The organism is Arthrobacter oryzae, assembly GCF_037911235.1.
GTDB classification, from domain to species: domain Bacteria; phylum Actinomycetota; class Actinomycetes; order Actinomycetales; family Micrococcaceae; genus Arthrobacter; species Arthrobacter oryzae_E.
In genome coordinates, this window is record NZ_JBBLYW010000063.1 from 1 (window position 1) to 14,577 (window position 14,577).

Consider the following 14,577-nt stretch of genomic DNA (forward strand, 5'->3'; position numbering starts at 1 on the left):
TCCCAAAGGCCTCCGGGCATTCCTGACAACCGGGCTCCGCTGGGACCTGCCTGCATCACTGGTGGTCTTCCTCGTGGCCGTCCCGCTGTCGCTGGGCATTGCGGCCGCCTCCGGCGCCCCGGTTATGGCCGGCCTGATTGCAGCTGCCGTGGGCGGAATCGTCGCCGGCAGCCTGGGCGGTTCACCGTTGCAGGTCAGCGGACCCGCAGCCGGGCTGACGGTCATTGTCGCCGGCCTGATTGAACAGTTCGGCTGGCCGGCAACGTGTGCCATCACGGCGGCCGCCGGCGTTCTCCAGGCGCTGCTGGGCCTGGCACGGGTGGGCCGCGTTGCGCTGGCTATTGCACCGGTGGTGGTCCATGCCATGCTCGCCGGCATCGGTATCACCATCGTGCTGCAGCAGTTGCACGTGATGCTCGGCGCCGAGTCCGCCAGCGAGGCCTGGGAGAACATCATGGCCATGCCGGGCAGCTTTTTCGCGGCCGACATCGCCGCAGCGGTCCTTGGTGCGGTGGTGATCGTCCTGCTGCTCGCCTGGAAGCACCTTCCCGCGGCAGTGCGCCGCGTTCCCGGCCCGCTGGTCGCAGTGATCGCAGCAACCGCCCTGTCCCTGCCCTTCAACGTGGACCGGATCACCTTTGACGGTTCCCTCCTGGCCGCACTGTCCCTTCCCGAGATGCCGGGCGGGAACTGGACCGCCGTGGTTATTGGCGTGATGACCGTGGCGCTGATTGGCAGCGTTGAATCCCTGCTCTCCGCCGTGGCCGTGGACAAGATGCACCACGGACCGCGGACGGACTTCAACCGCGAACTCCTGGGGCAGGGAGCCGCCAATGTGACCTCCGGAATGCTGGGCGGCCTGCCCGTCACCGGAGTCATCGTCCGCAGCGCCACCAACCTCGAGGCCGGCGCCCGGACGCGCAAGTCGGCAATACTGCACGGCGTCTGGGTCCTGGTCTTCTCACTGCTGCTGGCGGGACTCATCCAGCTGATTCCCCAGGCTGTCCTCGCCGGCCTGTTGATTGTGATCGGCTCCCGCCTGGTCCGGGCGGCCGACATCCGGACAGCACGGCGGACCGGTGACCTCACGGTCTACGGCGTGACCCTGTTCTTTGTGGTGTTCGTCAACCTGCTCGCGGGCGTGCTGACCGGCCTGGTCCTGGCCGTCGCCCTGGTTCTCTGGCGAGTGGCCCGTGCCAGCATCCACGCGGAACCGATCGGCAGCGGCGACGGGAACCGCTGGCGCGTTGTGATTGACGGGTCCTGCAGTTTCCTCTCGCTCCCCCGGCTGAGCGCAGTTTTGGCCTCGGTTCCGGCCGGCGGCCACGTGACGGTGGAGCTGGAAGTGGACTTCCTGGACCATCCCGTCCACGACACCCTTGATGCCTGGCGCAACCGGCATGTGGGCAACGGCGGCACAGTGGTCATTGAGGAAAGCGGCACTGCCTCGCTCCACGATGCACAGGCCGGCCCGCCGAGCCGCGGCAGTTCGCGCTCCGCCCTGCGAAGCGGGTTTGCTCCCTGGCGCAGCTGGCAGCGGCGGCTCCTCTCCGGGCAGGCAGCCCACGGGACCGAAGGCGCAGGGCGGCCGGAAATTCCGGGGCCCCTGCGGTCGGTGCTGACCGGCGTCGACAACTACCACCGCCGCAACGCCCACCTGGTGCGTCCGCACGTGGAGGAACTGTCCACGTTCCAGGATCCAGGCACGCTCTTTGTTGCCTGCGCGGACTCCCGCGTCGTTCCGAACCTCATCACCAGCAGCGGCCCCGGCGACCTCTTCACGGTCCGGAACGTGGGCAACGTGGTGGGCGACGACGGCCGGGACGCCTCCATCGAGGCAGCCCTCGACTTTGCCCTCAACGAGCTCTCCGTGGAGTCCATCGTGGTCTGCGGGCATTCCGCCTGTGGCGCCATGACTGCCCTGTGGGCGGACACGGACGACTCCGGCGGGCGCGGCGCCATCGACATCTGGCTTGACCACGCACGGCCAAGCCTTGTGGCCTTCCGCGAAGGGCATCCTGTCCAGGCGGCCGCGGCGCAGGCCGGGTACGGCGCCGTCGACCAGCTGGCCATGGTGAACGTTGCGGTCCAGCTGGACAGGCTGCAGCGGCACCCCGGTCTGCGGGAACCGCTCGAGTCAGGACGCGTCCACGTCGCGGGGCTGTTCTATGACATCTCCACGGCACGGGTCCTGCAGGTCACGCCTGACGGCATCAGCCACCTCGACCCCGCCGCAAGCAGCCGCTGATCGGGCGGGGGCCTCAGGCGTTGGAGAACCACACAACGTGCGGTTCACGCCGGGACGGGCGTGGAGCGGCGACCCGGGCCTTGTCGACCCTGGCGGGTTCAGGCCTGGCGGGTTCAGGCCTGAGCGCTTCAGGCCTGAGCGCTTCAGGCCTGAGGGTTTCGGGCCTGACGGTTTCGGCTGCGACGGCCTTTTCGGCCCTGACGATCTCGAGCGCTTCCACGTCCAGCAGCTTGCGCGCGCCCGTCCGCGAGTCCACGATCCAGAACAGGTCCGTCGTGGGAATCGTTTCAGCCACCCGTCCCCGGTGGAACAACCGGCCCTTGTGCCAGGCCTCGATTTCCTCCCCGACCGACAACTCCGAACTTGTCCTGACGATCGTATTGCCGCCTGTATCCACGATGAGCCCCTCCCCTGGTGCTGCTCCTGGGAACAGCATCCCCCGGCAAGATTGCAGCAACGTTTCCGGAGGATGATTTTCCTGTGTCACTTGCGCCCCAGCCGGCGCATGAGGTTAAGGCAGCACCAGCGCACCGTCCACCCTGCGCGGGATGCCCAAGGGGTTGTCTTCCCGCAGGGCGGGATGCAGCGCTGCCTCCGGAGCGTCCTGGTAGGCCACGGGGCGCTGGAAGCGCCGTACCGCCGTCGCCCCCACCGAGGTGAACAGCGAGGTGGTGGCGGGGTAGGGGCCGCCGTGCTGCTGGGCCCAGTTCACCGCGACGCCGGTGGGCCAGCCGTCGAACAGCACCCGGCCGGCGAGGCCGGACAGCTGCTCCACCAGCCCGGTGACATCCTCGCCCGGCTGTGCGTGGACGGTGGCGGTCAGGCTGCCGGGCACCAGGGCGAGGGCTTCGGTCAACTCGTCCTGGCCCGAATACTCGATCAGCAGCGTGGTGGGGCCGAAGCACTCCTCCAGCAGTTCCGCCGGGCGCTCCAGCACGCTGGCGGCGGTGGTCCTGAAAATGACCGGGGCCGCGCCGTTCGCTGTTGCGTCCTGGTCAACCGAACCGCTGACCACCTGCACGGCGGGCCGGCCCGACGCATCCGTCAGTGCGGCCACCGCCCGGAGTCCGTCCGGGTAGGCGTCGGCGATGCGCCCGGTCAGCATGGGGGCAGCGCCCTTGTCCCTGGCGGCTTCCGCCAGCAGCGCCGGGAAGTCGGTTCCGGCCGGGATGAACACGAGCCCCGGCTTGGTGCAGAACTGCCCGGCGCCGAGGGTGAAGGAACCCGCCAAGCCTGCCGCCAGCTCACCGCCACGGGCCTTCAGTGCCTCGGCCGTGATCACCACGGGGTTGAGGCTGCCGAGTTCGCCGTAGAACGGAATGGGTTCGGTCCGGGAGACCGCGAGGTCGAACAACGCCCGGCCGCCGGGAATGGATCCGGTGAAGCCCACGGCTTTGATGGCCGGATCCTGCACCAGTGCAGTACCGGCCTCCCGCCCGCTGACCAGCGCAAACAGACCGTCGGGAGCGCCGGCAGCAGCCAGCGCATCCGTGACGATTTCCGCTGTCCGTTCGGAGAGCCTGAGGTGGCCGGAGTGCGCCTTCACAACGACTGAACAGCCGACGGCGAGCGCCGACGCCGTGTCGCCGCCCGCCACCGAGAACGCGAACGGGAAGTTCGACGCCGAAAAGACAGCCACCGGGCCGAGCGGCTTCAGCAACCGCCGCAGGTCAGGCTTGGGCGGAGTGGACGACGGGTCGGCGTGGTCGATGACGGCCTCAAGGTAGGAGCCTTCGGTGATCACCGTAGCGAAAAGCCGCAGCTGCCCGGAGGTGCGGGCCACCTCGCCGGTGAGCCGCGCGGTGCCCAACCGGGTCTCCTCGTCGGCGAGGGCCACCAGTTCCGTCACATTGGCGTCCAGCGCATCGGCGACGGCGTTCAGCCAGGCGGCCCGTTCGACGTCGGACGCTGCTGCCGCGGCTTTGGCCGCCCGGGTGGCGGCGGCCGTCAGGGCGGTGAGTTCGAGCGTTGCAGTTGTCACAGTGAGTTCCTGTTCTGGTGATCAGCGGATGGTCCGGAGAAGGCGAACCCCAGCCCCGGCCTGCCCGCGAGGGTGAGCCGGCTGTCACGGACCTGCACGGGCGACGGCGAGTCCAGCACGCCGAGTTGTTCGAAGGAGGCGTCTTCGACGTCCTCCACCAGCGTGGGTTCGGCCATGGTCAGGGCGAGCTGACCGGAAAGTTCCGGCAGCAGGTGCGGCATGACCCTGATGCTGTGGGTGCGGGCCAATTCCACGATCCGGCGGAACGGGGTGATGCCGCCCACCCGGATGATGTTGGGCTGGATGATGTCCACCGCCTCCGCCTCGATGAAATCGCGGAAGCGGTAGATGGTGTGCAGGTTTTCGCCGAGCGCGATGGGCACGGGTGAGTGTTTGCGCAGCCTCCGGTACGCCCAGAGATCGTCCGCGCGGAGGGGTTCTTCGAGCCATTCGAGGCCGAACTCCGCCAGCACGTCCAGGGCACGGAACGTGGTGGGGAGGTCCCAGCGCTGGTTGGCGTCAATCATGAGCTTCCGGTCCGGCCCGAGGACTTTGCGGACAGCGGCCACGCGTTCCGCGTCTTCCCGGATGTCCGGTTTACCCACCTTGATCTTGACGGCGTTGTGCCCGGCTGCAACCCAGCGTTCCGTCTGCGCCACGAGCTCCCCGAGGGAGTAATGCAGGTTCACGCCGGAACCGTACACTTCCACGGAGTCCTGGCGCTGGCCGAGCAGCCCGGTCACCGAGGTGTTGGCGCGGCGGGCCTGGAGGTCCCACAAGGCAAGGTCCGCTCCGGCCATGGCGATGGTGGTCAGCCCGCCGCCGCCGGCTTCGTGCAGCCTCTTCCACAGCTGGTCCCACACTCCCTCGGGGTTCGCTTCGAGTCCCGTGATGAAGGGCGCGACGTCGAAGTCCAGGAGCGCTTTGACCGCCTGCGGGCCGATGGTGGGGGTCCAGGAGAAACCGTGCCCTGTGCCGCCGTCGTCCGTCCGGATTTTGGTGACGATCACGTGGTTTTCCGGTGCCTCCGCTCCCCAGCTCCGCAGGAGCGGCACCGTGAGGAGGCGGCTCGAGAGTCCGGTGATCCGGGGCAGCGTCCGCACTGCTGCGTCCACGGCGGCAACCATTAGCGGCCGGCCAGCTCGTAGCCCTTGGCCAGGATGGATTTGAGCTGGACCAGCTGATCCTCGGTGGGGTCAACCAGCGGAGCCCGGACCGAACCGACCGGCAGGCCGCCCAGGCGCAGCCCGGCCTTGATCAGGGAGACGCCGAACCCCGGTGTCTGGTCGCGGAGCCGGACCAGCGGCGCGTAGAAGCCGTCCAGCAGGGCGTGCCTGCGGTCCTCGTCGCCGGAGGTGTAGGCGTCGTAGTAGGCCTTGGCGATTTCCGGAGCCATGGCGAACGCGGCCGAGGAATAGAGCGGGATGCCCAGGCCGCGGTAGGCGCCCTGGGTCAGTTCAGCGGTGAGCAGGCCGTTGAAGAGCAGGAAGTCCTGGCGTCCGCTGGCGTTGACGGCGCTGACGATCTCCTGGGCCAGGCCAACATCGCCCAGCCCGTCCTTGAAGCCGATCACCTTGGGGTTGGCCGCGAGCCGGGCCACGGAGGCTGCCGTGTACTTCGCGTTGCCGCGGTGGTAAACGATCACCGGCAGGCTGCTGGCCGCGGCCACCGCCTCGATGTACGCCACCAGGCCGTCGGCGGGTCCGGTCACGAGGTACGGCGGAAGGACCAGCAGCGCGTCGGCACCGGCTTCCTCGGCCACGCGGGCGCATGCCAGCGCATGGCCCAGCGGCCCGCCGGCGCCCGCAACAACCGGCACGTGGCCAGCGACGGCTTCGACGGCGGCCGCCACCACGGTGCGCACCTCGTCAATGCCCAGCGCGTGGAACTCGCCGGTGCCGCAGGCCGGGAACACGCCGCCCGGGCCGTGGGGCAGGCGGGACGTGATGTGCTCCTTAAGGATGTCCACATCCACGGTCCCTTCCGGTGTGAAGGGTGTGACCGGGAAGAACAGTACGCCGTCGAATTTCATGGGGTCTCCTTTGATCCTGTGCCGGCCGCGACCAGCACGGCGGGGGTCTCGTCGTTGAGGGTGGTTTCAGTCTTCAGTTCGGTCCGCCAGCTGCGTTTCGGTTCCCAGCCGAGCAGCTCGCGGGCCTTCGTGATCGAAAAGGCCGGGCTGGTGCCCGTGAGTCCGGCGGAAAGCTCCGAGCTGCCGGGCAGGAACTGCGGCATCAGTTCGGCAAGCGGTGCGGTGGCCAGCGCGTCGGCGGCTCCCACGAAGAAGGTCTGGCCGTTGGGGATGGTGTCCATTTTGGCCAGCAGCAGGTCCAGGAAGTCCGCCACGTCACGTGCATCCACATAGTTGAAGAGGGCCGGCGCGGACAGGGCGGGATCGGCCAGCCGTTCGCGGACGGTATGGCCCTGCTGGGTGGGCGCGCCCGCCCACTCCTCCGGGGAGATCACGTAGCAGGGCCGGAACGCCGCGTAGCGGATGGCATCCCCCTGCGCGGCGGCGAACATCTGTACGGTCTGTTCGGCAATGAGTTTGGACAGCGCATAGGCGTTCCAGGGTTTTGGCGTGGTGCGCTCGTCCACCGGGAAGCCTTCCGGCAGCCAGCCCGCGGGCGAACCGTAACCTAGTACCGTGGGGCTGCTTGCCGTGACGATCTTGCCGATGCGCAGTTCGGTGGCCGCGCTGATGACGGCGTACGCCAGCCTCGTGTTGGTGCTGAAAATGACGTCTTCCGGGGCGCTGAACGGCACGGCGATCGCGGCAAGGTGGACCACGGCGTCGGGCGCTGTTTCGCGCAGGAGGCGTTCCGCCTCCCCCGGCGCCAGGAGGTCGGCAGTGCGCTGCTCGACGCCGTCGGGCAGCTGCCCGGCGGGAACGGCGTCGCGGTCCACGGAGATGACCTGGTGGCCGGCAATGGCGAGGCCGGCAACAACGCTGCGCCCCAGCCGGCCGGAGCCGCCGGTGACAAAAATCCTGCTCATGGTGATTCCTTTAGGTTGTTGGACGCTGGCTAGGCGCCGCGGCGGAGGTCGGCGCCGAGGTCCAGGTCCGCGGTGCGGACCGGGAGCCCGGATTCCAAGGAGGCGTTGCCGGCGATGCCCACGGACACGGAGCGGAGTCCGTCCAGGTAGCCGGAGGGCCGTCCCAGGGGGTCCTCGCCGGGGCCGTTGAAGAGATCGGACAGGAGCAGCGCGTCGCCGCCGCCGTGGCCGCCCTCGCCGTTGACGATCGGCACCTCATAGGCGGCCTCCCAGTGGCGCTGGACCACCAGGCGTTCGCCGTTGCGGCGGACGGCATCCTCCTCATCGACCGGCGTCGCCGAGGGATCCACCACGGTCTTCTTGTCGGTGCTGTGCAGGACAGCCGCACGCTCCACCACTTCGAGTTCCGCCCGGCCCTCGGTGCCGTTGACCGCCACGCGGTAGCCTTCCCACGGACTGTGGGCGTTGAGCGAGTAGCTCAGGCGCGGACCGCCCTGGTACTCCACCACGAGGGCCAGGTTGTCCTCGATGGTGATTCCGGCCGTGAAGACATCCTGGTCGCGGCGGTAGCCGTCGAAGTGCTCGTTGTCCAGGAAGAGCGCCTTGAGCCGCTCGTCTTCGCGGAGGTCCAGGGCGAAGGGATCCTTCTCGGCCGTACCTGTTCCGGCGTCGGGCGTTCCGGCGGCAGTTCCGGCGTCGGGCGTGCCCCGTTCCGGACGGGGGCCCAGGCCGCGCTCGGCGGCGTTCCTGTCCCCGTAGAACTTCAGGCCGCCGGAAGCGAAGACCCGCTCCGGAACGTCGTCGATCCACCAGTTGACCAGGTCGAAGTGGTGGGATGCCTTGTGGACCAGCAGGCCGCCGGAGTTCTTCTTTTCGCGGTGCCAGCGGCGGAAGTAGTCCGCGCCGTGCACCGTGTCCAGGACCCAGCTGAAATCGATGGACGTCACCTTGCCGATCACGCCGCTCTGGATGATTTCCTTCAGGGCGCTGTTGCGGGGCGAGTAGCGGTAATTGAAGGTGACCACCACGTTGCGGCCCGTTTCTTCGACGGCCTTGGTGATCCGGCGGCATCCCTCGGCATCGATGGTCAGCGGCTTTTCGACGACGACGTCGGCGCCGGCCTCCAGCCCTTCCACGATGTAGTCGGCGTGGGTGTAGTCCGGCGTGGTCACCACTACGCGGTCAATGTCGTTGTCCCGGATGAAGGCGGTCAGATCGGCGGGATCAAAGACAGCCACGGGGCCGGGTGCACCAAGTTCCTGGATGAGCTTCTGATAGAACTCGACACGGCCGGGGTTGACGTCGGAGAACGCCACCAGCTCGGCGGTGTCCGAGTGCTTGCCGAAGATGGCACGGATGTACATTTCCGACCGGCCGCCCGTGCCGATCAGGACGAACCGGGCCTTGCGGACAGGGTTGGCGGAGCGGACAGAGCTGGCGGCTGCGTCGGCAGTTGTGCCGTCGGTTGTGCCGGCGGCTGTGACGGCGCTGCCCGGATTGACGGTGTTGGCTATGTTGCCCATTGCGGTAGGACCCTTTCGGAAGGCAGGAACGCTGGCCGCTTGACGGCCGGTAATGGTGCGGTGAGAATTGTGAGAAAGCGTTTTCTCGGAACGTTATAAGCTTTGTATCAAGACTCTGGCGGTCACGTCAACCATCCCCCTCCCCGTTCCGGGGAGGCCCGTAAGGGGGAACCCCGAACGGGACGACAAAAACGGGGAGGAGTCGGAGAAGCCCGGAAAGGGGCCACATGGGCAGGAGAGCCACCACCCGGCGAATCGGCATTGCCGACGTCGCCCTCAAGGCCGGTGTTTCGCATGCGACCGTCTCGCGCGTCATGAACGGCAACTTCACGGTTGACCCCACCATCGCCGCCCGGGTCCGGGCGGCGGCCACCGAGCTGAACTACCAGCCGAACCCGGTGGGCCGCAGCCTGGCGCTGGGCAAGACGGACACCATCGGGATTGTGGTGCCGGACCTCTCCAACCCGACATTCCAGGCCATCCTCCGCGGCCTCAGCATGGCGGCCGCCCAGGACGGCTACCGCGTCCTGATCGCCGATTCCTCCGAAGTGTCCAGCGAGGAAGCCATCCTTGCCGGCGAGGCGCGTCGCCGCTGCGACGGCCTGGTGCTGTGCGCGCCGCGCATGGCCGACGCCGAGCTGGAAGAGCTGGCGCCGTCGCTCCAGCCCATGGTGCTGATCAACCGCACCACCGTGGACACCCATACGCCCAGCCTCATGGTGGACTACGGCCGGGGCATCCAGGAACTGGCGGAGCACCTCGTGGGCCTGGGCCACACCCGGATCGCGTTCCTGGCCGGGCCCGCCCGGAGTGCGTCGAACGGCCTGCGCGTCGCCGGGCTGGAAAAGTTCACGGCGGCCCACCCGGGGATTGAGCTCCAAATGCTCGACGGCGGCTCCACCTTCGAGGCAGGGCACCAGTCAGTGGATGCGGTCCTTGCCAGCGGTGCCACCGGCATTCTGGCCTTCAACGACCTCGTGGCCATGGGACTGCTGAGCGGGCTCCACGAGCGCGGGGTCAGGGTCCCGGAGGACATGTCCGTCACTGGCTTCGACGACATTCCCTTTGCCCGCTACACCACCCCCACGCTCACCACTGCCGCGGTTCCCATCACCGAACTGGGCCAGCAGGCGTGGCACCGGATGCGGGACCTGATCCGCAACGTCCCCACCGACGCAATCGCCGAAGGACCCACGGTGTTCCAGCCGCGGCTCGAGGTCCGCGGCAGCACCGGAGTCGCCAACCCCTAGCCAGGGCCGCCCGCTGCGGGCGGAGCGAGCAGGACATCGACGAGCTGCGTCAGGCCGTCGGCCATGTCCACGCTCTTGTCGTAGAGCCACTGCAGCTGCAGGCCGTCGAAGGCAGCCACCACCAGCCGCGCCAGCATCGTGGCGGACATGTCCGTGCGCACTTCCCCGGCGTCCTGGCGGCGGGCAATGTCCTCGGCCAGATCCTCCACGAGCATGGCGTAGCGCTCTTGGAAGTACGGATGGGAATCGTGCCCCGGATCATTAGCCGTGGCTGAAGCCACCGCGTAGAGCGTGGTGAGCCCGGGTTCTTTCCGGTTGCGTTCAGCAACGGGCTTCAGCAGCCGCAGGCCCACTTCGGCCGGGTCGCTTGCAGCCAGGCTGCGCCGGTCCCGCTCGGCAAGGACCGCCGTCAGCAGTTCCTGCTTGCCCCGGAAGTAGTGGAACAGGGTGGCTTCCTTGACACCCACCAGCTCGGCCACGCGCTTGAGCGCCGTCCCTTCGAATCCTTCCGTGGCAAAAACATCCGTGGCCGTCTGGATGATCTGTTCGCGGCGTTCCGCTCCCTTTGCATACTGGCCCCGTGGCTTCGATGTTGGCATTGAGTCAGTGTATTTCACTTCTTTCCACAAAAATCTAGTCAGACTCGGTTTTTACCGCTACCATCGTTGTCAGGACCCAACGGAGGGTCACTTTTCGTCAGGAGGCAATGTGGCCGTCAAGACCATTTCCCAGGATTCCGAGGCTTCTCCGGCCGACGGGACACTTAACAGCAGCACTTCAACCAGCGCCACCAGTCCCAGCGCGGCGCCCGTCAAGGCCCCGCGCGCCTACGTCATCGGCATGCCTATTGCCAGTGCGGGCCTCTGGATGGCTGTTTTGGCACCGGCCCTGGTGGTCCTGGCCATCAAGGTTTCCGAAATCACCACGCCGGACACCCGGGCCGGGGCACTGAGCCTCGTGGCAGGTGTCGGCGCCCTGGTTGCCCTGCTCGCCAACCCGTTCTTCGGCAGGCTGAGCGACCGCACCACGTCACGGTTCGGGATGCGCAAGCCCTGGATCGTGGGCGGTTCCCTCGTGGGGCTGGCGTCCCTGTTCCTGCTGGGTTCAGCAACGGGAGTTGCCGGTGTGCTCGTTGCCTGGGTCATCGCCCAGCTCGGTTTCAACGCCGCCCTCGCGGCGCTCGTAGCAACGCTTCCGGACCAGGCCGCCCCGGCTGAGCGCGGGCGCCTCTCCGGCCTGATCGGCATGACCCTGTCCGTGGGCCTTGTCGCCGCCGCGTTCGTCGTACAGCTCTTCGACAACGCGCTGCAGATGGCCGTGGTGCCCGGCATCGTGGGAACCGCACTGGCGGTTGCCTTTGCCTTCACCTTCAAGGACCGGGTCCTGACCGAAAAGCCGGCCCCCCTGAACCTCAAGGAGATCCTGGGTTCGTTCTACTTCAACCCCCGCACCTGCCCCGGACTGGGCTGGGCCTGGCTCACCAAGTTCATGGTCTACATCGGCTACTGCGCCGGCCTCCTCTACCTGCCGTACTTCTTCACGGACCACCTGCACGTGGCTGAATCCGAGGTCACCAGCCTGGTCTTCCAGGCCACCCTGGTCAGCTCGGCCGGCACAGTTGCCACCAGCCTCCTGGGCGGCTGGATCAGTGACCGGATCGGCAAGCGCAAGAGCATGGTCATCGCCTCCGCCCTGATCATGATGGTGGGCCTCATCGTCATTGCCACGAGCAGCACCACGGACCAGGTCCTGGTGGGCCAGGCAATCGCCGGCCTGGGGCTTGGCTGCTTCGGCGCCGTGGACGTCGCACTCATCGCCGACCTCCTGCCCGGCAACCAGAGCGAGAACGCCAAGACCTTCGGCGTCTTCAACATCGCCCAGGCACTCCCCCAGTCCTTGGTTCCCGCCGTCGCCTTCCCGGTCATCGCCTTCGGCGGTTACCCCGCACTCTTCCTCGGCGGTGCCGCCGTCGGCATCATCGGCGCCATCCTCGTCACCCGCATCAAAGGAGTCAAGTAAATGAACCCCGCAGCAACTTCGGCCGCACTATCACCCGCAGTCCTGGCCCCGGCGTCGGCTTCTCCGGATGCCGAGGCACGGATCCGCGAACTCGCAGAAAGCCTCACCCTTGAGCAGCAGGTCCAGCTCCTGACCGGCGCGGACGTCTGGGCAACTCACGCCATCCCGGAAATCGGGCTGAGCCGCGTGGTGATGTCGGACGGCCCGTCCGGCGTCCGCGGCGAAGACTTCGATGAGCGCCACGACTCCGTCTCCCTGCCGTCGTCGTCCGCCCTGTCCGCCACCTGGAGCGTGGAAACGGCGCGCCGCTACGGCCAGGTGCTGGGCCAGGAGGCGCGGCGCAAGGGCGTGCACGCCGTCCTCGGCCCCACGATCAACCTGCACCGTTCCCCGCTGGGCGGCCGCCACTTCGAATGCATGAGCGAGGATCCGCGGCTCACTGCAACCATGGCCGCCGGGTACGTTGCCGGCGTGCAGTCCATGGGCGTCGGCGCCACCCCCAAGCACTACCTGGCCAACGAGGCCGAAACGGACCGGTTCACGGCGGACTCGGTGGTGGACGAACGTCCGCTGCGCGAGCTCTACCTGGCCGCCTTCGAGGACGCCATCACGGAGGCCCGCGCCTGGCTGGTGATGAGCTCCTACAACTCCATCAACGGCACCACAGCGAGCGAAAACAAGCTCCTCGAAACCCCGCTGTCCACGGAATGGGGCTTCGACGGCGTCGTGGTCTCTGACTGGACCGGCGTCCGGTCCGTGGATGCGGCCAACGCGCACCAGGACCTGGAAATGCCCGGACCGGTGGGCCACTGGGGACCCAAGCTGCTGGCCGCCGTCGAGGACGGGCGGGTCAGCCGGGCCGCCATCCTGGAAAAGGTGACCCGCATCCTGCGGCTGGCCGCCCGCGTCGGCTCGCTCGAGGGGTTCACGCCCGCCGTAACGGAGCTTCCCGCCCAGCTGAACGGTGCCGCCGTCGCCCGTGAAGTGGCTGTGCGCGGCGCAGTGCTGGTCCGCAACGAAGGCGGCATCCTGCCGCTGGACGCCGCGAAGCTCGGCAACGTGGCGGTGATCGGCCACAACGCCGAGGAGGCACGCACCCAGGGCGGCGGCAGCGCCACGGTGATGCCCAAGTACACCGTCTCGCCGCTGCAGGGACTCCGGAGGGCACTGCCCGACGACGTCAAGGTCACCTATGTCCGGGGCGCCAAGGTGGCCGAGGGCCTGCAGGCGTTCCCCCGCGCGTCCCTGCGCAACCCCGTGTCCGGCGTCCCCGGAATCCGCGTCACGTTCCTTGCCGCGGACGGCTCGGAAATCTCCGGCGAAGACCGCCTTGCCTCGCACCTGATCTGGTTCGGCATCGGAATTCCCGACGGCGCTGCCTCCATCCGCATGGAAGCGGACTGGACCGCCGAAACGGCAGGTGTCCACCACCTCGGTGTCGGGACGGTGGGACAGATCAGGCTCACCCTCGACGGCGACGAGGTGTTCAACAGCGAGATCGAGGACGATACTGACGTCCTTGGTGCTGCCCTGTTCGATCCGCCCAAGACCGTGCACGCCATCGAGACCGCGGCCGGCCAGAGCGTGCGGATCGAGGCCGAGTACCAGCTGCCGAAGGAGCAGGTCATCCCGTTCACCGCCATCCTGCTCGGTGAGGAAACCGTGGTGGCCGATCCGCAGGCGGAGATCGACGCCGCCGTGGAAGCAGCCCGGGCAGCCGACGTGGCAGTCGTGGTGGTGGGCACCAACGCAGCCATCGAGTCCGAAGGCTTCGACCGCAAGAACCTGGACCTTCCCGGCCGGCAGAACCAGCTGGTGGAGGCCGTGGCCGCGGTGAACCCGCGTACGGTGGTGGTGGTGAACTCCGGTTCCCCGGTGCTCATGCCATGGCTGGACAAGGTGGGCGCCGTCCTGCTCGGGTGGTTCGGCGGCCAGGAGTTCGGCACCGCCATCGCTGATATCCTGCTGGGCGCGGAGGAGCCGGGCGGACGCCTGCCCACGACCTGGCCGGCGGGGCTGGAGGATGTCCCCGTCCTCAACACCACCCCGGTGGACGGCAAGGTGGTCTACTCCGAGGGAATCCACGTGGGCTACCGGGCATGGCTCAGGCAGCAGGCTGCGGGCGGAGCCGCCCCGGCGCTGCCCTTCGGCTTCGGGCTGGGCTACACCACGTTCGAACTGGGCACGGCCCACGCACCCCAGTCGGTTCCGGCCGGGCAGGACGTTGTGGTGCACGTCCCGGTCCGGAACACCGGCACGCGCACGGGCCGCGAAGTGGTCCAGGTGTACCTCGACCGTGCCGACAGCGCCGTCGAGCGTCCGGTCCGCTGGCTTGCCGGCTACGCGGGAACGCATCTGGCGCCGGGCGGAACGGACAGCGTCGAGGTGCGCATTCCGGCGAAGGCGTTCGGGCATTACGACGGCGGCTGGCAGTTTGAGCAGGGCACGTTCCGCCTGCTGGTGGGCCGGCACGCGGCCGACGCATTCCAGGCGCTGGAGATCGAACTGCGCTGATTGACCCCTCCCTGCCGAGTTTTTGTCCAGATAACGTGAGATAAA

11 protein-coding genes are annotated in these 14,577 nt (G+C 68.2%); 4 read left to right on the forward strand and 7 right to left on the reverse strand.

Annotated features, from left to right (window positions below; genetic code table 11):
- Positions 1–2,248 (forward strand): bifunctional SulP family inorganic anion transporter/carbonic anhydrase (locus WMN78_RS16420; protein WP_340534798.1); only part of this gene is annotated, 2,248 nt, incomplete at its 5' end.
- Positions 2,249–2,261: 13 nt separating this feature from the next.
- Here the strand turns inward: WMN78_RS16420 and WMN78_RS16425 are convergent.
- The 6 genes from WMN78_RS16425 to WMN78_RS16450 all read right to left on the reverse strand — a co-directional run bounded on the left by WMN78_RS16425 (position 2,262) and on the right by WMN78_RS16450 (position 8,749).
- Entirely contained in the window at positions 2,262–2,645 is a 384-nt protein-coding gene (locus WMN78_RS16425) for a hypothetical protein (RefSeq protein ID WP_340534799.1), read from the reverse strand.
- Between the two features lie 114 nt (positions 2,646–2,759).
- Positions 2,760–4,229 carry an aldehyde dehydrogenase (NADP(+)) gene (locus WMN78_RS16430; protein ID WP_340534800.1) on the reverse strand — a complete coding sequence of 490 codons (1,470 nt, stop codon included), beginning with the start codon at positions 4,227–4,229 and terminating at the stop codon, positions 2,760–2,762.
- On the reverse strand, positions 4,226–5,356 hold the full coding sequence (locus WMN78_RS16435; RefSeq protein ID WP_425341164.1) for a mandelate racemase/muconate lactonizing enzyme family protein: 1,131 nt from the start codon (positions 5,354–5,356) through the stop codon (positions 4,226–4,228). The genes WMN78_RS16430 and WMN78_RS16435 overlap by 4 nt, the downstream gene beginning before the upstream one ends.
- The gene (locus WMN78_RS16440) at positions 5,356–6,261 is read right to left on the reverse strand and encodes a 5-dehydro-4-deoxyglucarate dehydratase (protein WP_340534802.1); all 906 of its coding nucleotides are present in this window, start codon (positions 6,259–6,261) and stop codon (positions 5,356–5,358) included. Before WMN78_RS16440 ends, WMN78_RS16435 begins: the two co-directional genes overlap by 1 nt.
- On the reverse strand, positions 6,258–7,226 hold the full coding sequence (locus tag WMN78_RS16445; RefSeq protein ID WP_340534803.1) for an NAD(P)-dependent oxidoreductase: 969 nt from the start codon (positions 7,224–7,226) through the stop codon (positions 6,258–6,260). The genes WMN78_RS16440 and WMN78_RS16445 overlap by 4 nt, the downstream gene beginning before the upstream one ends.
- Positions 7,227–7,255: 29 nt before the next feature.
- Positions 7,256–8,749, reverse strand: coding sequence for a Gfo/Idh/MocA family oxidoreductase (locus tag WMN78_RS16450; RefSeq protein WP_340534804.1), 1,494 nt, complete (start codon positions 8,747–8,749; stop codon positions 7,256–7,258).
- 227 nt (positions 8,750–8,976) lie between these two features.
- Between WMN78_RS16450 and WMN78_RS16455 the strand changes: the two genes are divergently transcribed.
- The gene (locus WMN78_RS16455) at positions 8,977–9,999 is read left to right on the forward strand and encodes a LacI family DNA-binding transcriptional regulator (protein ID WP_340534805.1); all 1,023 of its coding nucleotides are present in this window, start codon (positions 8,977–8,979) and stop codon (positions 9,997–9,999) included.
- On the opposite strand, the gene WMN78_RS16460 is transcribed toward WMN78_RS16455, so the two are convergent.
- Positions 9,996–10,598 (reverse strand): TetR/AcrR family transcriptional regulator, encoded by a 603-nt coding sequence (locus WMN78_RS16460; RefSeq protein WP_340534806.1) that lies wholly within the window; start codon positions 10,596–10,598, stop codon positions 9,996–9,998. The two genes, WMN78_RS16455 and WMN78_RS16460, sit on opposite strands and share 4 nt — an antisense overlap.
- 109 nt (positions 10,599–10,707) lie before the next feature.
- Here WMN78_RS16460 and WMN78_RS16465 point away from each other — a divergent pair, with 109 nt between their 5' ends.
- Entirely contained in the window at positions 10,708–12,018 is a 1,311-nt protein-coding gene (locus WMN78_RS16465) for an MFS transporter (protein WP_340534807.1), read from the forward strand.
- The gene (locus WMN78_RS16470; RefSeq protein WP_340534808.1) at positions 12,019–14,532 is read left to right on the forward strand and encodes a beta-glucosidase family protein; all 2,514 of its coding nucleotides are present in this window, start codon (positions 12,019–12,021) and stop codon (positions 14,530–14,532) included. It begins immediately after the preceding gene.
- Positions 14,533–14,577 lie beyond the last annotated feature (45 nt).